At 38.8% G+C, this 18,506-nt stretch carries 23 protein-coding genes; 15 read left to right on the top strand and 8 right to left on the bottom strand.

Annotation, left to right across the window (positions count from 1 at the left end):
* Positions 1-78: 78 nt before the first annotated feature.
* Both V7K48_RS10995 and V7K48_RS10990 read left to right on the top strand, forming a co-directional pair.
* On the top strand, positions 79-339 hold the full coding sequence (locus V7K48_RS10995; protein ID WP_335072279.1) for a DUF2281 domain-containing protein: 261 nt from the start codon (positions 79-81) through the stop codon (positions 337-339).
* Positions 326-739: a type II toxin-antitoxin system VapC family toxin gene (locus V7K48_RS10990; RefSeq protein WP_335072277.1), complete on the top strand. Its 414-nt coding sequence runs from the start codon at positions 326-328 to the stop codon at positions 737-739. Before V7K48_RS10995 ends, V7K48_RS10990 begins: the two co-directional genes overlap by 14 nt.
* Before the next feature lie 5 nt (positions 740-744).
* Here the strand turns inward: V7K48_RS10990 and V7K48_RS10985 are convergent, their stop codons facing one another.
* From V7K48_RS10985 to V7K48_RS10975, 3 genes are all read right to left on the bottom strand, one after another.
* Complete coding sequence (locus V7K48_RS10985; protein WP_335072275.1) at positions 745-921, bottom strand: hypothetical protein; 177 nt, start codon at positions 919-921, stop codon at positions 745-747.
* The gene (locus tag V7K48_RS10980; RefSeq protein ID WP_335072273.1) at positions 911-1,108 is read right to left on the bottom strand and encodes a hypothetical protein; all 198 of its coding nucleotides are present in this window, start codon (positions 1,106-1,108) and stop codon (positions 911-913) included. The genes V7K48_RS10985 and V7K48_RS10980 overlap by 11 nt, the downstream gene beginning before the upstream one ends.
* 169 nt (positions 1,109-1,277) lie before the next feature.
* Complete coding sequence (locus V7K48_RS10975) at positions 1,278-2,990, bottom strand: hypothetical protein (RefSeq protein ID WP_335072271.1); 1,713 nt, start codon at positions 2,988-2,990, stop codon at positions 1,278-1,280.
* A gap of 268 nt (positions 2,991-3,258) precedes the next feature.
* Between V7K48_RS10975 and V7K48_RS10970 the strand changes: the two genes are divergently transcribed.
* From V7K48_RS10970 to V7K48_RS10935, 8 genes are all read left to right on the top strand, one after another.
* A complete protein-coding gene (locus V7K48_RS10970; protein ID WP_335072269.1) occupies positions 3,259-3,702 on the top strand; it encodes a CopG family transcriptional regulator in 444 nt (147 codons plus the stop codon).
* A gap of 148 nt (positions 3,703-3,850) precedes the next feature.
* Positions 3,851-4,444, top strand: a complete 594-nt coding sequence (locus tag V7K48_RS10965; protein WP_335072267.1) for a Uma2 family endonuclease — start codon at positions 3,851-3,853, stop codon at positions 4,442-4,444.
* A 199-nt stretch (positions 4,445-4,643) separates the two neighbouring features.
* Positions 4,644-4,871, top strand: a complete 228-nt coding sequence (locus V7K48_RS10960; protein WP_334976081.1) for a DNA-binding protein — start codon at positions 4,644-4,646, stop codon at positions 4,869-4,871.
* A gap of 5 nt (positions 4,872-4,876) precedes the next feature.
* A complete protein-coding gene (locus V7K48_RS10955; protein WP_334976079.1) occupies positions 4,877-5,128 on the top strand; it encodes a hypothetical protein in 252 nt (83 codons plus the stop codon).
* A 227-nt stretch (positions 5,129-5,355) separates the two neighbouring features.
* Complete coding sequence (locus V7K48_RS10950) at positions 5,356-5,907, top strand: thermonuclease family protein (RefSeq protein WP_335072326.1); 552 nt, start codon at positions 5,356-5,358, stop codon at positions 5,905-5,907.
* 220 nt (positions 5,908-6,127) lie between these two features.
* Positions 6,128-6,847, top strand: a complete 720-nt coding sequence (locus tag V7K48_RS10945) for a hypothetical protein (RefSeq protein ID WP_335072265.1) — start codon at positions 6,128-6,130, stop codon at positions 6,845-6,847.
* A 275-nt stretch (positions 6,848-7,122) separates the two neighbouring features.
* Positions 7,123-7,890, top strand: coding sequence for a DUF1350 family protein (locus V7K48_RS10940; protein WP_335072263.1), 768 nt, complete (start codon positions 7,123-7,125; stop codon positions 7,888-7,890).
* A 150-nt stretch (positions 7,891-8,040) separates the two neighbouring features.
* A complete protein-coding gene (locus V7K48_RS10935; protein WP_335072261.1) occupies positions 8,041-9,177 on the top strand; it encodes a PP2C family protein-serine/threonine phosphatase in 1,137 nt (378 codons plus the stop codon).
* Here the strand turns inward: V7K48_RS10935 and V7K48_RS10930 are convergent, their stop codons facing one another.
* The 4 genes from V7K48_RS10930 to V7K48_RS10915 all read right to left on the bottom strand — a co-directional run bounded on the left by V7K48_RS10930 (position 9,178) and on the right by V7K48_RS10915 (position 11,945).
* Positions 9,178-9,504 carry an STAS domain-containing protein gene (locus V7K48_RS10930; protein ID WP_334976071.1) on the bottom strand — a complete coding sequence of 109 codons (327 nt, stop codon included), beginning with the start codon at positions 9,502-9,504 and terminating at the stop codon, positions 9,178-9,180.
* A gap of 608 nt (positions 9,505-10,112) precedes the next feature.
* The gene (gene grpE, locus V7K48_RS10925; protein WP_335072259.1) at positions 10,113-10,775 is read right to left on the bottom strand and encodes a nucleotide exchange factor GrpE; all 663 of its coding nucleotides are present in this window, start codon (positions 10,773-10,775) and stop codon (positions 10,113-10,115) included.
* A gap of 185 nt (positions 10,776-10,960) precedes the next feature.
* Entirely contained in the window at positions 10,961-11,452 is a 492-nt protein-coding gene (locus V7K48_RS10920) for a Dps family protein (protein ID WP_334976065.1), read from the bottom strand.
* A gap of 229 nt (positions 11,453-11,681) precedes the next feature.
* Entirely contained in the window at positions 11,682-11,945 is a 264-nt protein-coding gene (locus V7K48_RS10915) for a ParB N-terminal domain-containing protein (protein ID WP_094329374.1), read from the bottom strand.
* 112 nt (positions 11,946-12,057) lie between these two features.
* Between V7K48_RS10915 and V7K48_RS10910 the strand changes: the two genes are divergently transcribed.
* On the top strand, positions 12,058-13,806 hold the full coding sequence (locus V7K48_RS10910; RefSeq protein WP_442949429.1) for a SpoIID/LytB domain-containing protein: 1,749 nt from the start codon (positions 12,058-12,060) through the stop codon (positions 13,804-13,806).
* Positions 13,807-14,065: 259 nt separating this feature from the next.
* Here V7K48_RS10910 and V7K48_RS10905 read toward each other — a convergent pair whose 3' ends face one another.
* A complete protein-coding gene (locus V7K48_RS10905; protein WP_334976061.1) occupies positions 14,066-14,365 on the bottom strand; it encodes a ferredoxin in 300 nt (99 codons plus the stop codon).
* Positions 14,366-15,263: 898 nt separating this feature from the next.
* Here V7K48_RS10905 and V7K48_RS10900 point away from each other — a divergent pair.
* From V7K48_RS10900 to V7K48_RS10885, 4 genes are all read left to right on the top strand, one after another.
* Positions 15,264-16,286, top strand: coding sequence for a Gfo/Idh/MocA family protein (locus tag V7K48_RS10900; protein WP_335072255.1), 1,023 nt, complete (start codon positions 15,264-15,266; stop codon positions 16,284-16,286).
* Complete coding sequence (gene map / locus V7K48_RS10895; RefSeq protein ID WP_335072253.1) at positions 16,286-17,071, top strand: type I methionyl aminopeptidase; 786 nt, start codon at positions 16,286-16,288, stop codon at positions 17,069-17,071. Before V7K48_RS10900 ends, map begins: the two co-directional genes overlap by 1 nt.
* A 135-nt stretch (positions 17,072-17,206) precedes the next feature.
* Entirely contained in the window at positions 17,207-17,620 is a 414-nt protein-coding gene (locus V7K48_RS10890) for a GNAT family protein (protein ID WP_335072251.1), read from the top strand.
* Between the two features lie 146 nt (positions 17,621-17,766).
* Positions 17,767-18,399 (top strand): restriction endonuclease subunit R, encoded by a 633-nt coding sequence (locus tag V7K48_RS10885; RefSeq protein ID WP_335072249.1) that lies wholly within the window; start codon positions 17,767-17,769, stop codon positions 18,397-18,399.
* Positions 18,400-18,506 lie beyond the last annotated feature (107 nt).

Here is an 18,506-nt window from a genome sequence, read left to right as displayed (position 1 = left end):
CGCGTTACCTCATTCAGGTTTAAAATTAGTCTATAATATGGTCATACTGAAAATTTTCCTCAATCTTAGAAGTTAATTATGCATATAAAATTTGAAGAGATATATAGAGATATTGATACTTTACCAGAAGAAGCTCAAATCTTACTACTTGATTTTATTCAGTTACTCAAAAAGCGTTATCTACAAACAGAATCAAAAAATCATAGTCAGGAAAAAAATCTCTATGAAAAGTTTGATGAAATTGGATTAATTGGTTGTTGTTCTGTAGAAGAAAATTTATCAACCACATATAAAGAAGTTTTATCTAATACATTAGATAAAAAATATGATCATCGTTGATACAGGATTTTGGTTGGCTCTTATTGATAAAAAAGACACTTATTACGAAAGAGCAAAACAAGCTTTAAAACAATATAATGAACCTTTAATTACAACATGGTGTGTTGTCACAGAAACTTGCTATCTTTTGCTAACCCGCAAGGGAGTTGACACTGAAATTATTTTTCTAAATAGTCTACAGCAAGAATTATTTACGATTTTTAATTTAGAACCTCACCATACTCCTCGAATTATTGAATTAATAAAAAAATATGCTAATCTTCCAATGGATTTAGCTGATGCTTCCCTAGTAATTTTAGCAGAATACTTAGGGCATGGACGCATTTTCTCAGTAGATCAGCGTGACTTTAATACCTATCGTTGGAAGCAAAGTTATCCTTTTGAAAATCTCCTATTTTGAAGTAATTATAAAATGTATTCTTGAGCAAGGGTCAAAGCTGAAACCCCTAACTTTCTTTGTTGAGCAGATAACTCTTGATTTTGCCTTTTCGCAAGTAATAATTTTACAAAAGATAATGCCTCTTTTTGCTTATCAAGAGGTAATATTTTTACCTTGTCTAGAATAATTTGCTCAATACTCATTTTCTCTAACCTCTGGTATCAAGTAATATATTTTAAAATTTAAAATATTATTTGGCTGTATGCCTTGATAAATTATAAATTCATCAGCCGCGATCGCACAATTTTCCTTCCACCAATGGGACGTACTTGTACGAGCCAGTGCTGAAGCGTTAACGAAACGTGCGTAGGCGTAGCCCGTCGTAGACATCGCCTTAGTGCATTAGAGTCAGACACCCCTGCTTGATTTTTATCTGCTGGGGGTACATTACACAAAGATAGACGAATGTTTTGGGGAGCCTATGAACATCTAGCTAGTGATAGACAAGAAGCTAAACCAGATTATGAGGCAATTTGAGTCTTAATTGCTGATTTAACAGTTATCTCGGATCAATGCGACTAGAGGAAACAGACTGATTTGTGCTTTGTCGATCAATAGATGTTTCAGGAGGTTTACCTGCATTACGAACGTTGATAATCTTGCCAAGCAATTCAAACCAGAAGGGCGCACCCATCATGATCGCAAAGCCACTGACAATCCAACCCAAAAACCTCCTAAGTGGTGACCAGAACCATCCTTTACTCTCTTCTGCCTGCTGCTTCAAATTAGCCTCGTCCCGACCGAGGGGCAATGAAATAGATGGATTGACCTTTTGACGAACACATTCCAAATACTCAGTGTTTGCACCTGTATTACCTTGAGTAGGCAAACAATCTTTTGTCACCAATTCTGCATTTGTGGTAAGGGCATCCCGCAATGCAGAGTCTGTTGTTAGCCGACTGATGATATGAAAGGTGTCTGCGTTCAAAACATAAGCAAGTAAGAAACCAATTAGGAAGGCAATTCCTTTGGCATTACGTTTGTAAACTCCTGATGCTCGCTCCATTGAGCGATCAAACCAGACCTGAACTTCAGTTTTGAACTGATATATTTCATCCTCTATAGATTGGACTTGAGCTTGAGCATATCTAAGATTAATCTGAGCGCGTTTTGCTAAAACAGCCAAGCTTTCTCGAGTTGAGTCAGGTAGCTGTTCTCCTATTTCTTCAATCTCCTTCTTAATATCTTCGTAAGCTTTATAAATTTCATCATTCGTGTCAAGATTCCGAAACTCATCTTGAAAAGCCTTGTAAGTCTTACTCAGCCTCACTATTTCCTGTCCTTTAACTTTTACTTCTCCGATTACCAGATCCAAAATATAAGCAGGACTGGGTTGTAGTCGGCGTATTAATTCATCAGTGTTGTTGTAGCTTGCATTGTTATACTTAGAATCACCCTCGTAGAAAATCCCATTTTTCAAAGACTTTAACTGAGCAATGAATTTTGTAATCTCAGTATTTTCGTTTTTTTCACTTAGAGTCTGACTTTGTGAACCTAAGGGATTGTTTTCTTGCTCCTCTGAATCCGGCTTTAGAGAAGAAGAAATACTAGGAGCAAATAGCTTGGATGTTTCAATAAAGGAATCAATCTCATCCCTGATCCGATTTATACTAGTTAAGAGAGTTGTTCTTTCATTGTACAAATCTCTACAAATAGTCTTAAGTTTACTTTTGAAAGTATTAAATTCGCTTTTCAAATTTTGACGAGTTTCATTGCTAATATTCAAACTTTTATCATTAATATAACCCTCAACTTCCACAAGAATTTCATATTTAATCATCCTTTCCAGGTTAAATACTGTTATCTTACGAGAGATATCAGAGAGATTAAGCCTATCCAGTAATGTCGTTGCAAAGGTTTCTGAAGGCATATATGAAGGCTCATTGCCGTTCAATGTAATATCTTTTCTCCCAAGTGTGACAAAAAATCGAAATGCTTGACGTAGCCATGCTTCAATACCTTCTTTAGATTCTTGACTAATGTTTTTAATGAGAGGATTTTCATATAAATCTTTAACAATTTTCTTTACTTTTTCATCATTTTTTGTTCCCTCACCACCAGTTAAAAGAATTTCAATTGACTTTTTTAGGTGGGCAGCACGCCACTGCAAAAGTGTGGTTAATATCTCCTGAATTTCTGAAGCAACTAAACTTAATGTTAGGTAAATGAAAATTAGCCCGATTACTATATTTAAGATAAATGGCACGTTCATTTATTATTGTTTACTTGAAGCTTGAATGGCTTTTAACATAAAGCAAATTTATACAAAAATCAATATTGTTCATAAAAAACATTACAAAATTTAATACGTTGCTGAGGTTCCTAAACTTCCAGGCTGTGTGAGTCAAGATAAAATACTAAATGAGGGAGTTGAAAGTATTAAAGATATCATTACGGGATATCTTCACGTCCAAGCTAAACATGGCAAACCTTATATTATTAAGGAATCACAAGTGTTTATCAGGGAAATTCTAGTATAAATGGGACGTTTATCAAATATCTCCGGTAAGGAAGCTGTCAATCTTGCAGCCTTAGCCAATTATAATGTACTTAAGATTTTATATAAGGATGGAACCATGATTAACACTCAAAAGATGGTTCGCTTCAACTTAGATTTGTCACCTGAACTTAATCAGATACTAGACGAATTAGCAGAGAAAATAGGCACAAGTAAAAGTGATGTTTTGCGTCAGGCTATAACCTTGATGCAAATTATGGTTACAGCTAAAGAGGAAACCAAAAAATTAGGAGTTCCAGAAGCAAATCAATTGATAGTGAATGAAATCATTTTTTCATCTGAGGAGCAGCCAAAAGCGCATTCACCACAAGCTTTTTTAGAAACATTTGGAACCTGGGAAGATACACGCACCACAGAAGAGATTATTGATGATATATATTCAAGTCGGACTGTAAGCGATGTCTGACGACAAGCCGCTTTGCGTCTACGCAATTATAGCTTGTGAACTATTTACTCGACACTGATACGTGTATTTATTGGCTTAATAGTCGCCAGCCAGTCAGAGAGAAACTTTTAGCAGTCGGATGGGATTAGCAAAAACAGGCACATTAACTATGATTCCACAAACCTTAAATAAAATCACCACCCTTCAAGAACAACGATTTTTCCTACCTGGCCATTACACTTGGGAAGAATTTGAGAAACTAGAAGCCTTAACAGCAGATGCGCCAGGTTTGCGGATAACTTATCTTGATGGGTGTGTGGAATTTATGACTCTGGGTGAACAACATGAAATTATCAAAAGTATTCTGGCTATATTGCTAGAAACATACTTTTTTGAAATAGGTATAAATTTTATTCCTGTAGGTAGCGCTACCCGTCGAGCAAAAGAAAAGGGAGCTTCCTTTGAACCTGATGAATCTTATTATATAGGTGAGAAGAAAGAAAATCCTGACTTAGCAATTGAAATAAATATTACTAGTGGCAGCATAGATAAATTAGAAAAGTATAAGCGGTTTCAAATTCCTGAAGTCTGGTTTTGGGAAAATAATCAGTTATCTGTATATCACCTCACTAATGATAACTATCAGCAAATTCCTGAAAGTCAATTACTACCAGAACTAGATATAAGTTTGTTAGCACGTTGTGTTTTAATGCCTTCGATAATTGAAGCGAGGACAGAGTTTATCAAAGGAATTCGGCAGTAAATTAGCCTATATAGCAGTCCTAAATCATTCGTGAAAAGTTAAATGCCGACAACTTTTACGAAGTCGGGCATTTAGACACCGCGAATTTTCATAAATCAGATAGGATTGCTATAGTTAGGTATAAGCAAACTAAAACTCCCTGTGGATAAGGTTTGTAAGCAAGATTATTTATAAATTTGACACTTATACCTCTATTTATATGACTGTACAAGGAAAAATCCAACGTATTCAAATAAATTTAGATTTATCACCAGAACTTTATGAGACACTAAATAATCTGGCGCAACAGATTAATGGAGATAATACTGAGGTTCTGTTAAAAGCGATCGCACTCTTAGAAGTAGCCGTAGAAGCCAAGCAAAAAGGCAAGTATATTTGGATTGCAGATGATGACCAAAATCTGGAAACTGAAATTATTGGTATCTAAACAGTATGACAGATAGAACAGATTTATCAAAAATAATTGCCAGCAAAGGCAACAATCCATTAATTATCTCAACTATAAACTTGCAGTCACAAGAAGACTCAGAACTTGGGCGAAAACTGCAAGAATTAAAATTTAAACAGGAACTAAGAAAAGATTGGATTTTATTTATTGTCAGGGATGTAGTAATTTTTCCTGCTGCTATCCTTTTTATTTTTGCTGTTAGCGGTTATTCTCTATTCACCCAGATTTATAGGTAACTTATCTGATGATATATAGCAATTATATCTGAGCCATGAAAATCTCCAGGTTTAGATCCCCGAGTTATTAAAAAAGTTGGGGATCTTGTTTTTCACAAATGATTAAGGATTGTGATAATTTAATTATTAAGGAGACTGCGAGTTTTCTCCTACTTTAAACTCAGAATTAGTTTTTTGAGAAATATCATTGAAGTAATCAAGCAAAACTATTTTGTTCAGTAGAGCAGATTACTGATGGTGACTCAATTTGGATTAACAAAAATGGCAAAAAAACCGAAGTACGGTTAGCCTGTATTGACGCACCGGAAGGAAAACAGTTTTGGGAACAACAAACAACAAATAGATTGGCAAAAATTTCACCTCTTGGTCAAAAAATCGAATTGCGAAAAATCAGACTTTATGAAATTTTTGTTGCTGGTCAATCAGTAAATCTACAGATGGTTCAAGAGGGAAATACTGTCGTTTATCTGCCATATCTAAATAACTGCGCTTCTAACACAAACCAGTATCTTCAAGCTGAAGAGTATGCCAAGATACAGAAATTGGGTTTCTGGAACCAGCAAAATCCAGTAATGCCTTGGAATTTCCGACAAGGTAAGCGTAGCAATCAACCTACATATTCACCTTTTCCAGTTAATACGAGTAACTTGCTCAAAAACTATAACTGTCCCGACTTCACAACCCAAGCAGAGGCTAAAGAAATCTTCAATAAGTATCCTAATGATCCATTTGACCTAGACCGTGATCACGACGATATAGCCTGCGAAAACCTTCCCTAAAAGCTAATTAGCAAATAAAACAGAATAGGTGGGCAATGCTCATCTTTATTATTTCTAGTGTTTCCAAGTAGGAGTTTATAAAGTATCAGATTGTACAAAAATTCTTGATATTGCTTAGAAATTTTAACTTGCCTGAAAAAGTTTAGATAAAATACCAGCATTCCAGAAATTTGCTTGCTATATTAGATTAAATAACTATTCTGGCAAGGGTTTAAAAGCTGTGCGGGATGATTTACAGGGCTTGGAAATTAGTCAGAATGAACTGCAAAAGCTGACTAATTTGCCTGTCAATGAGGAACTTGTAATCATTACAAATCCTCTGAAAAGATTAGTAAAGATATATATACAAAAACTTAAAAGCTCTGAAGGGGCAACTGTAGTTTTTATTGGATTTTCTACATTTGTTTTTGTCTATATTTTATTTGATATAATTATGAAACTTTTTGTTACGTGGATAACAATTCCATCTTGGATATTGTTAATAATTGTAGGTTTTTGGGTTGGTGGTCTGACGCAAACTATCTTATATTTAATCTGGAAAACTAAAAATAAACTTGTCAAAATTAATATGACAAAATCTCTGCAAATTCTGTTAAATGAGGTTAATAGATATAATACTGTTATTAGAGTAATAGATATCAATGACCAAATAGAAGAAGTTGGGAATCCAGAAGTAGTTATAAAGGAAAGAGAGGGTGTTATCGAAGCGCTTAAACTTACCAAAGCTGATTTAGTTCGTGCTTTGAAGACAGAAAAGATTTTGAGGGAGAATAAGAGCTTTATCCTTAGTAATACAGAACTATTTGTCAACAATTTAGCAACTTTAACAGCCATGCAAGTAACTGAACAGGCTACTGAGCATGGAAGGTTGCTCAATGAAGCATTACAAATTGCATTAGATGTACAACACGAAATGAAAAGATTACAGACTCAGCGTTAAAATAATCCGTAATTTGTAATATGTAATTTGTAATTAAGTTTTGTAATGGAGATTTAGAAAGCATTCCTGAATTTATTCAGTACGGGCTAAACGCCCCCTACCGCTAACAGCACTCAGTTAGTGAGTTGGAAAAAGCGTAGATGCTCCTGATAAGTCCATAGACGCTGCTGAGTGGGTTGGCTGACAATCTACTCTTTTCCATAATCCTTCCCACGGTTGCGATCCCCGGTCTAACATAAAGAATATTCATATTCGTAAAGAGATCGCTCATCAGCATGGACTGGAAAGAGGTCAGAGGCAACTGGGTAATCATTCCCCAAAATCCCATAGGTATCGTTCATTTTTTAGGAGGTGCATTTGTCGCAACTGCACCGCACATCACTTATCGCTGGTTACTCGAACAATTGGCAAGTAAAGGTTATGTTGTAATTGCTACGCCTTTCGTCAATACTTTGGATCATACTGCGATCGCAAAATCCGTGCTGTTAAACTTTGACCGCACTCTCGAACGCTTACATGACTCTAGGGCATTACGCAAGCTTTACTTTCCCATCTACGGCATTGGACACAGCATGGGCTGTAAACTTCACTTGCTGATTGGTAGCCTCTTTAAAGTAGAACGTGCAGGTAATATTTTTATATCCTTCAACAACTACGCCGCTAAAGAAGCTATCCCCCTAGTAGAACAGTTCAATTCTACTTTGAAAATCGAGTTTACCCCCTCACCGTTGGAAACTAACAAGCTTGTTCAAGAGCGCTACAATATCCCGCGCAATTTATTAATAAAATTTAGCAATGACACCATTGATCAATCGGCAGCTTTAACCAAAATCTTACAAGAACGCTTTGATGAGATGGTGACAGCACAAACGTTACCAGGAACTCACACAACACCTCTAGGTCAAGACATTAAATGGCAAACTGGAACATCTTTCAGTCCCTTTGATGCCTTAGGGCAATGGTTCAAGCAAGAAGCATACCGCGATTTAAACCAGCTAAAAAATGCCATCCTCTTATGGGTGAATCCTCTTGCACCTCCATAATATTTTATGACCTGAAAAAGTCATTTATTCGACGGAAAAATATAAATTAGTTAGTAGTATTATCCAGGTAAACTACTAACTAATAAGCCCTTATCGGATTTTTTTCTATTTCTACAACAAATTATTAATGAGTGTTTCCTATAACTTTCTATGTTTCAAATACTAATAATTGATGACGATTATTCAATAAAAACACTTCTGAAAAGGATATTGGAAAAACAAGGTTATGAGGTAGTTACTGCCAGTAGCGGCGAGGAAGGAATAGAAAAAGCGCAGGCTTACCGCCCAGCACTAATTATTTGTGATTGGATCATGCCGGGGTTGACTGGACTGGAAGTTTGCCAGCGGATTAAGACAGACCCCAAATTTTACACCACATTCTTTATTTTATTAACATCCTTAGATTCCGTTGCCGATTGCGTCAAAGGTCTAGATGCTGGTGCTGATGATTTTATCTCCAAACCTATCGAGCACAATGAATTACAAGCACGAGTAAGAGCGGGATTACGCCTGCATCAGTTGAGTAGAGATTTGCAGGCTCAAAAGTTGCTTTTAGAATCAGAAATGTCAGAAGCCGCAGAATATGTGCGATCGCTGCTGCCTCTTTCTATGACTGAACCCTTCAATATAAATTTCCGATTCATTCCCTCGCGGCAACTTGGCGGTGATTGTTTCGATTACTACTGGCTTGATGCTGATTATCTGGCAATTTACTTACTTGATACTGCTGGACATGGACTCAAAGCGACTCTTCCCTCTGTTTCAGTGCTGAATCTGCTGCGTTCCCGTGCGCTCAAAGGTCTGGATTATTATCAACCTAGTGATGTATTAAAGGCTTTGAATGATACCTTTCAGATGAATTATCAAAATGACAAATACTTTACGATTTGGTACGGAGTTTACAACCGAATTAATCGCCAGTTAATTTATGCTAGTGCAGGTCATCCACCAGCAGTTTTAGTAACCGGCACATCTCCAAGAAAGTCTGAAGTTAAACTCTTGAAAAGTCCCGGTATGCCAGTTGGGATGTTTCCAGAGGCAAAATATGTTGATGGGTTTTGCAATATTGAAGAGTTCAGTACCCTTTACATTTTTAGTGATGGTGCTTATGAAATCACTAAATCAGATGGTACACTTTGGAGTTTGGATGCTTTTATTCAGCTATTAGTTAGCTTACAACATCCTGTTGATTGCCAACTTGATCATGTACTGAGTTATTTAATCGCTCTGAACTCCAAAGATGTTTTTGATGATGATTTATCTATTTTGCAAATTAACTTTCATTAATTAATTATTTGAGACTAAAATCTGATTAAATGCGTCCTGACTAGAGAATATTTCAAATACTTTATCCATATTAGTCAGTTCAAATAATATCCTGACTTGCTCATTAATTGAGCAGAGAACAAGCTGAGTATTCGCTGCTCTCAATGTTTTAAAAGCTAATACTAAAGCTCCTAAACCTGAACTATCCATAAACGTTACATCTTGAAAATCAACTAACACAATTTTAGCCCCACTTCCTAAAATATCACTAACATTTTGTCTAAATTCTTGTGAAGTTATGGCGTTCAAATTTCCGCTGAGTTTAATAACTTTTACTTCTTCTCTCATAATACCTCACTCTGATTTGTGTAAATGATGCTCTGTTTTCGTTAGTATATCCCAATCATAGATCATTTAAAAAATGCTTACCAGATAAAAAATAAGCAATTCTTAACCTACAATGCTTTATAAGTCCTTTTGAATGAGGCAGTATAAATTATCAAACATTTAATTTTATTTTGAGAAAAACTAATTGTTAACTTATAATTATAGTCTTAATGCTAAGAAGTCACTGAGTGCAAATAAGTATCATGATGATTGTCATCAGTGAAGGTGAAAAGCTGTTGTATCAAGTAGATTAAGAGTGGCGATCGCTCCTTAAACCTCTAAAAAACACAATCACCAGAATTTCTTAACTATAATGCTTTTACCTAACATACTTGAAATAAGTTATGGGGGAATTAAGAAACTCTAGGTAAAAGATTTAGTTTTAGCACTGCTGGGCTCAAACTTGAGGTTCTCTAAGACTATTGCCTGTAGTATTTTAGTATTCCCAATGTTTGTTATTGCTCAACAAGATTATCGATTTTTAACCAGAGAAATAGTTGTGCCAGCTAAATGACTCGCGCGATCCCTTAGCTGGCACAAAAAATTAGAGAAAGGCGAAAATTTGCGTCCTAACTCTCTTTAAGAGGACTTACTTTAGCTCTATAAAGCAGTTTGTCGCCTTGAAGATACCCAGTGTAGCGCACCTTGACTATTTCACCTGGTTGTGCATTACCCTCCATCAATTGGTGTAACTGGGGATCATAAGGTAATTCTGCTCCCACAGGTGCGATTGCTTCCACTCGCCACGCCTGTAAAAGCTTTTCTAGGGGTTTCTGCACCAATGGGATTATTTTGGCTGCTGCTAGCTGTGGATTCTCTTGCGCTTTCTGTGCTGCTGTTGGCCATTGCAATAATAAAGACTCCAGCAGTTGCAAACTCGACTGTTGGAGTTCTTGCAGTAACATCTCTCGCTGCTGTTCTAGTTGCAGCTGCGATCGCTGGTACTCTTTTCTTAAATCTGCAATTTCTTCTAATAATTCTTGAGTAGGCGCTACTTTCTCTTGTAACAACTCTACGGTTGAAAAAGTTGCAATTAATTTATTCAATGGCATCTGTAGCACTGGCGACAGCTTGAGCAGCACATCTACCCGCATCTGCGCTAGTTTTCCTTGTCGTAACCGCAAAAGTTGATACTCTGAGACGCCAGCAGCACGACTCAGCGCTTTAAAACTAGAAATACCCACTTGTTGCATTAAATCTTGCAACTTTTGGGTGAAATCAATATTGGGCATTGGGCACTTGTACTGAGCTTGTCCTGAGCGTCTTGCCCTGAGCAAAGCTGTAAAGCCTGCGGCATAGCTACGCTTAGGGCGCAGCCTCTCCAAGAGTTGGGCGAAGCCTCTTCAAGAGTTGTATTGGGCATTGGCGATTAAGTTTTTTCTCTATCCCCTATCCCCTATGCCCTATTCCCTATATCTTATTCTTCCAGTAAACTTCTCAACATCCAAGCTGTCTTTTCGTGTACTTGCATCCGCTGAGTCAATAAATCGGCGGTAGGCTCGTCGTTAACTTCCTCTACCACAGGAAAAATAGACCGTGCAGTTCTGACTACGGCTTCTTGTCCTTCCACTAGTAAGCGGATCATCTCCACAGCTTTAGGAACTCCGGGAGTTTCTAAAATCGAACTTAGTTTGGCATATTCGCTGTAGGTTCCTGGTGCGGGATAGCCAAGCGCTCTAATTCTTTCCGCAATTAAATCAACTGCTAAGGCTAATTCTGTATACTGAGTCTCAAACATCAAATGCAATGTTTGGAACATCGGCCCGGTCACATTCCAATGGAAGTTATGAGTTTTCAGATACAGTGTATAAGTGTCAGCCAACAGGCGAGATAAACCCTCGGCAATTTTAGCCCTACTCGCCTCGTCAATGCCGATATTTACATTTTTTACTGTTACTTTCGATGACATAATTTTCTCCTAATTAGGTTATATGTAATTGGGAATGGGATATTGGGCATTGGGCACTTGGACTGAGCAGCGTCGTAAAGCTTGCGGCATAGCTACGCTTAGGGCGCAGCCTAAGAAGAGAAGTATGGGGCACTGGGGCAGGGAGCAGACGCTAAAGAGGTAAATTATTTTATTTTCCCCCTTGCAAGAGCAGCCTCCTGCTCTCCTACTTCTTCCCCACTCCCATTCTCTATGCCAAGTGCATCTTCAAAACGCTGCGGGGTGCTTTACGGACTCTGGCCAAAACGGTTTCTTTGCCTAAACGCTGGCAAGCTTCATACCGATGGCAACCAGAAAAGCCATAATATTGTCCATCTACTTCTAGGACATCTATAGGTTCTTGCTGCCCAATCTCCGCAATCGATTCCATTAAAGCTTGCACTTTATTTGGATCGTTTACACGGGGCAATGGCCGTTTTATCTGATTTAATGGAATTTCTTGGACTCTAACCATAAGGAGTTTATCCAACTAGTTCTGTTTTTTGTCTCTAAATAAATCATAGTCATTATGACTTCGTTTTGCAAGTCCTTTGGGCAAAACTGGTAATGGTATCATTGGAGCACTCATGCGACAAAAAAACCGCGCTATAAAGCAATTGGAAAATCAGCTCCAAGGACGCATTAAGGGGCAGAAGACGCTCTCTACGAGACGCTTCGCGAACGAGTACTCGCTATCGCTTTGCTATCAGGTAGCCATGAAATTTTCGTTTTGGCGTTTTTCCCACACTGTACTGACAATATTTTGTCTATTGGGACTGACTGCTGCATCAGGTCCTGAAAGCAACATTCAGGATATGGAACTGAAAATTGGGATTGTGCAGCGATTTGGCGATAAACCCACAGCCAAGCTGCAACTCGAACCGATAAAAGGCGATCGCTTAAAGCTAAAATTTAAAGCGGGTAACAAGCAGCAAATCCTGCTTACCAAGAACCCTGTAAAGCTGGAAACAGTCATGCAAGCTTTACCCCACTCAGCAGTTGAAGAAGTGGTAGTTTTGGGTACATATCGCACCTTTGAAACTGCGGAAGACAGTGCTAATAAATGGCGTTCTCAGGGAATGGAAGTGGAAATAGCCCAGCCAGAACGCTGGCAGGTTTGGGCAAAACGAGATGTTTATAACACTCCTTTACTGCGACGCTTGCTATTGCAGAACATCCAAGCTTCTACCAAAGAAAAAGTATATCTTGATACTAAAATTTGGAAACAAGTGCCGCGAGTGAGTTGGGTGGTGGATGGTAATCGCTACAGCCCGAATGATTTAGAAATTAGTACTGATAAAAACTTGATTCGGGTGAATAAAAGCGAAAAACAAGAGTTTGCTCGTCTTTATGCTGGGCGACTGAATTTGCAGCCAAATGCCTATGGCACATACACTCTAGTTAACCAAGTACCCTTAGAAACTTATTTGCGTGGGGTTCTGCCTAACGAAATAGGCACGGATGTACCAACAGCGGCGCTCGAAGCCCAGGCAATTCTCGCCCGGACTTATGCCTTGAGAAATTTACGTAGGTTTGCCGCAGATAACTATCAGTTGTGTGCTGATACTCACTGCCAAGTTTATTATGGGCTAAATGGAGCGGCAGCCAAAACAGACCGAGCGATCGCCTTAACCAGAGGTAAGGTACTAACTTATAAAAATGAACTAGTAGACGCCTTGTATTCTTCCACGACTGGTGGCGTCACAGCCTCCTTCAGCGATGTCTGGAATGGCGATGATCGTCCCTATCTGCGCCCTGTACTGGATGCTGCGACTAATTTTTGGAACTTGTCCAAGCAGAGTTTAGCAGATGAAAAGAACTTCCAAAAATTTATTAATACGCAACAAGGATTTAATGAAAGCAAGTGGGATATGTTTCGTTGGCACAAGGAAACCCCTTTAAAGGATATTATTAAGGACTTGCAGAAATTTTTGCAGGTGAAAAACAGTCCCGATGCCAAATTTAAAACAATTCAAGCTATGGCAGTAGTGAAGCGAAGTCAGAGTGGACGCATCCTTGAACTTGCTGTTAAAACTGATCACAGCACTTTTGTTCTCCACAAAGACGAAGTTCGTAGTGCCTTTGCTGCTCCTAAAAGTACGCTTTTTTACATAGAACCCCTGAACAAAGGCAAATCTGAACTGTGGGGATACGCTTTTATTGGTGGTGGATTAGGACATGGAATCGGCTTGAGTCAAACTGGCGCTCAAAATTTAGCTAAATTAGGTTGGTCAAGTCCAAAAATTCTCCAATTCTACTATCCTGGTACTCAGATTCAAATTCTCAGCAAAGAGACTGGTACAATACGGCGTAAATCCAGCTACCATCTCAATTGACAAGACTTAGGGCAAAATCCCTTTGTTAAAAGTAGGTAAACTGACGCCACAGTACACTAGACTTTTAGCATCCTTAAAAAATCAAGCAGGAACACATTAAACTTTGTCTTCCTGCTCAACACGAAAAATTAGGCTTTTTGTAAAAGTCGTTTTAAGAGCTACACACAGCATTGCAAGGGTGTTGACCCTACATGCCCTGCTTCTATTTTGTCAACATCATTAACTCTTGCAAGAGGTTTATTGTTGAGTTGTCCGACTCTTAATAGAGTTCTTCTTCTTTGTGAGTTTCGATTGTCACGTCAGAGGTTGGGTAAGCGACACAGGTCAGTACATATCCAGCTTCTATTTGATCGTCATCTAAGAATGACTGGTCACCCTGATCAACGGTACCCTTTAAGAGTTTACCTGCACAGGTCGAGCAAGCACCCGCGCGGCAAGAGTAAGGTAGGTCAAGACCTGCTTCTTCAGCAGCGTCTAGAATATAGGTATCGTCATCAACATCAAGGGTTTGGTTCAGCCCTTCGGCCTCGTTGACTAGTGTGACTTTAAAACTTGCCATTGAGTAATCCTCTCTTTTGCAAACGGCAGTATAAGTTATCTTTAGGCAAAGGTAACGGCTGTTCTGTGGGATTAGCCGCTGGTTCAAATTTGCTTCAATTCTGATACTACGAGATAAATTAAACGATGTAACTGGAAATTGAACCCGATTAGTAATGAAATTTAGTTGCTTAATCCTGATAAGTTTTATTTATATAATTTCCCGCCCTAGTCAGGCTGTGATTAGAAAAAGCTATCTTAGGGATGAAAAAACATGAATAGGATTAATACCATCTAAACAACTCCTTAAATTTAAGTGCGTTCTGCACTTCTGGTGCGTTCGCGACTTTAAAAGTAGGGGTACGAGAACGACTATTGGTGTCAACTTAACGTGAAAGCTTAGTACCGCAAGGCGGAAGTTAAAAGTCACTTGTACTGAGCGTAGCCGTAAAGCCTGCGGCATAGCTTCTCTTCTTAGGCTGCGCCAACGCTTAAGGCGCAGCCTAAGAAGAGAAGTAAAAGTCACTCATTCAAAAGAATTATATTCCTTGTTTTTGCGCCATTTTGTAGACGCAGAGCGGCTTCCCGGAGGGTATGGTTGGTTTATTTACGCGCCCGCTGTACTAGGTACTAGTCTGATCACAAGAGTAAAAATTTTTCGATATTTTAGATCCCCCCTAACCCACGCCAGTCGCTCATGGGGAGCCACTGCTTCACTTGCTTAAGTTGATATATATGAAGAACGACTACATCGAACTGCATATGTATTTCTGTTTAGCTTCAAATAAAGTTTCATATGTCCTTGAGGGGGTAGGACGAATGTTGTAGAGTCTAGACTGGTAGAAGTCATTGGATTCCCATGAAGAGAGAATCTCACCACTAAAAGCGTAGCAAGATCAAAAACAGAACTAGTGAGGATCATGTATAATCCAGAAACAGCTTTGGAAAAAGCAAGAGTGCGTGTAGGTTTGGTGGGTAGTGGGTATGTGGCAAAGTTTCGGGCTGAGGCATTTCTCCATGATCAGCGAATGCGATCGCATTTAGTCGCAGTTGTTGGTCATACAAGAGAAAAAGTAGAAACCTTTGTCAAAGAGTACCAGATTGAAGCGTTGAGTTCTTGGCAAGAGCTAGTAGAGCGTGAAGATATAGACCTAGTGGTGATCTCCACTATTAATCGAGATCATGGTGCGATCGCTCGTGCAGCCCTTACTAACGGCAAACACGTAATTGTAGAGTATCCCCTTTCATTGGATGTGGTCGAAGCTGAGGAACTGATCGCTTTAGCAAAAGCCCAACAAAAACTCCTGCACGTTGAACACCTAGAACTTTTGGGTGGTTTGCATCAAGCCTTAAAGCAAAACTTATCCAAAATTGGTGAGGTATTTTTTGTTCGCTACAGCACCATCAATCCTGAGAATCCTGCACCCCGCAAATGGACTTATAACCACGAGCTTTTCGGTTTTCCCTTAATTGGTGCGCTGTCTCGCCTACATCGTCTCACCGATTTATTTGGTAAAGTATTTACTGTTAACTGTCACCAGCGATATTGGGAAATAGAACCGGAATATTACCAAACCTGTTTCTGCACTAGTGAACTGTGTTTTAATAGTGGACTTTTAGCCCAAGTAGTCTATGGCAAAGGCGAAAGTCTTTGGCAATCAGAACGCAAGTTTGAAGTTCACGGTGAAAAAGGTGGTTTAATTTTTGATGGTGACACAGGATTGTTTATTCAGCCAGAGGAAACAACACCTATAGAGGTTGGCCCTCGCCGGGGTTTGTTTGCCAAAGACACGAGTATGGTGTTAGACCATCTTTTTGATGGCACTCCTTTGTACGTTACCCCAGAGGAGAGCTTGTATACCCTAAAGGTTGCTGATGCTGCACAAAGAGCTGCACAGACAGGATTAACTATATTTATGAAAGATACTTTAGATAAAAGTTAATGAAAACTGAACTAATTGTTATTTTATCCCAGCGAGAATTAGACAAAATGCGTCAAGCTGGGCGTTTAGCAGCCAAACTTCTCCAGCATCTGGAACCGTTCGTAAAGCCAGGGGTTAGCACTCTCGAACTAAATGATGAAGCCGAACGTTGGACGCAAGCGCATGGAGCAAAAAGCGCACCCCTTGGTTATAAGGGTTATCCTAAATCGATTTGCACTAGTGTAAATGAGGTAATCTGTCACGGCATTCCCAACGCCAAGCAAATCCTCAAGGAAGGCGACATCATTAATATTGATGTGACGCTGATTGTTGAAGGTTATCACGGTGATACATCCAAGACATTCTTTGTCGGCACTCCTTCCCCAAAAACGAGGAAGTTGGTAGAGGTGACGGAGGAATGTCTCCGCTTAGGTATTGCTGAAGTTAAACCTGGGGGACGCATTGGCGACATTGGTGGAGCCATTCAAGAGTATGCTGAAGCCCAAGGCTTTTCTGTAGTGCGAGATTTCGTTGGACACGGCATCAGTAACATTTTCCATACTGCGCCGGATATTCCCCACTATGGCACACGCGGTAAGGGCAAGCGTCTCAGACCAGGAATGGTTTTTACGATTGAGCCAATGATTAACGAAGGCACTTACGAAGTCGAGGTTCTCAGTGATAAATGGACTGCTCTAACGCGCGATCGCAAATTATCTGCTCAATGTGAGCATACCTTAGCTGTAACTGAAGATGGGGTTGAAATCCTCACCCTACCTGAAGGCGAGAATTACTGGGGTGTATGACAACATACTATGAAAAAATTCCTTTTGTTTGGGAGGAATCAAAACCAGCAATCCCAGTTCCTCAAAGATTGATATTTCGTTCGCTCAACGATCAATGTCCCTATGGAAGATTTCACTGCTGCGGTCAGCTGTGCTATGAGTTCCTCATTAGACCGAAGTGAGCAAAAGGTAGTTAGAGAATTGGGAGCAGATAAGGCAGCCTCAGAATTCATCGGACAAGCAAGCAAAGATTTCGATTATGAACCACAATGGTGGCAACTTAGCTATAACAGTACGGGTGAACTAGTAGGATTTATTCAACCAGTACTATATCGTGGGTGTCGCAAAGATAATCTAGAAGAAGGCACAATTTACTATATTGGTGTTGTACCCAAACAGGGAGGGAAGCGTTACATTTACGACCTCCTGTGCCAAGCTACCTACCTTCTTCAAAAAATTGGTGTTTGGCGTGTATTTTGTGACACAGACATTCTGAACACACCCATGATTAGAGGATTCCAAGATGTTGGTTATCACCAGTTTAGTTCACCTTGGCAACGCCCTTTATAGGGGTTATCTAATAGGCATTTAACTTGGATTTTTGTCGAATAGATTATGCTTAAAGAACCTGGTCTTGCGAAATAGAAAGTAAAACTAATAGCTTGATGAAAATTTGTCCCAAATATTAAGTATATTTTCTACTACTTGATTAACTTATGGTTCAAACTATTGCTGCGGAAAACGTCACACTTGAGCAACTAATATTGCTCTATGGATTAGAGTTAGTTGATTTGGAAGAATTCTTTCGAGAGTGGCAAGATGACCTACCAGAACTGACAAATTTAGAAAAGCAACTATTGGATCAAATAAAGGCAGGTTACATAAATTTACGAAACTATCCGCCTTTATTAGAAAATACAGTTAACACGATTGTTTTATCGCCACTGCTATTCATTGGCAAGTTTTATTTACCTCCTTTTCACCTCAAATTAGAGAAATCTATCGAGATTGAAACACAAGACAACCAAACTATCATTAAAAGAAGAATTGACTTCTTACTTCTAAATCAAAAATTCTGGGTAACAGTCATTGAGTCAAAACAGATTACTTATTCTGTAGGAGCAGGACTTGACCAAATTTTGGCATATATGCTAGCTGCTCCCCAATCACAAGATGTAGTATTTGGCATGATTACTTCTGGTGGTAGTTTTATGTTCATTAAACTGCTCAAAGGTTATCCTCCTCGCTATGCCACTTCAAATATTTTTGATGTGCGTAACCGTGGCAATGAGTTATATAATATACTCCAGATTTTGAAGCGTATTAGTCAATTGACAAAAAGTAACTAAGTCTACAATTTTCATTTTTACCTTTTTACTTTTGCCTGATCATAAGGTAGTTAAAATAATCAAGAGCAGCAATATCTGCTCTAGTTCTGAACCTGGAAGGACAAATC

It is taken from the genome of Nostoc sp. (assembly GCF_036919615.1).
Taxonomy (GTDB): domain Bacteria; phylum Cyanobacteriota; class Cyanobacteriia; order Cyanobacteriales; family Nostocaceae; genus Nostoc.
The sequence above is the reverse complement of the archived record's forward strand: the minus strand, read 5'-3'. Positions and strand labels throughout refer to the sequence as shown.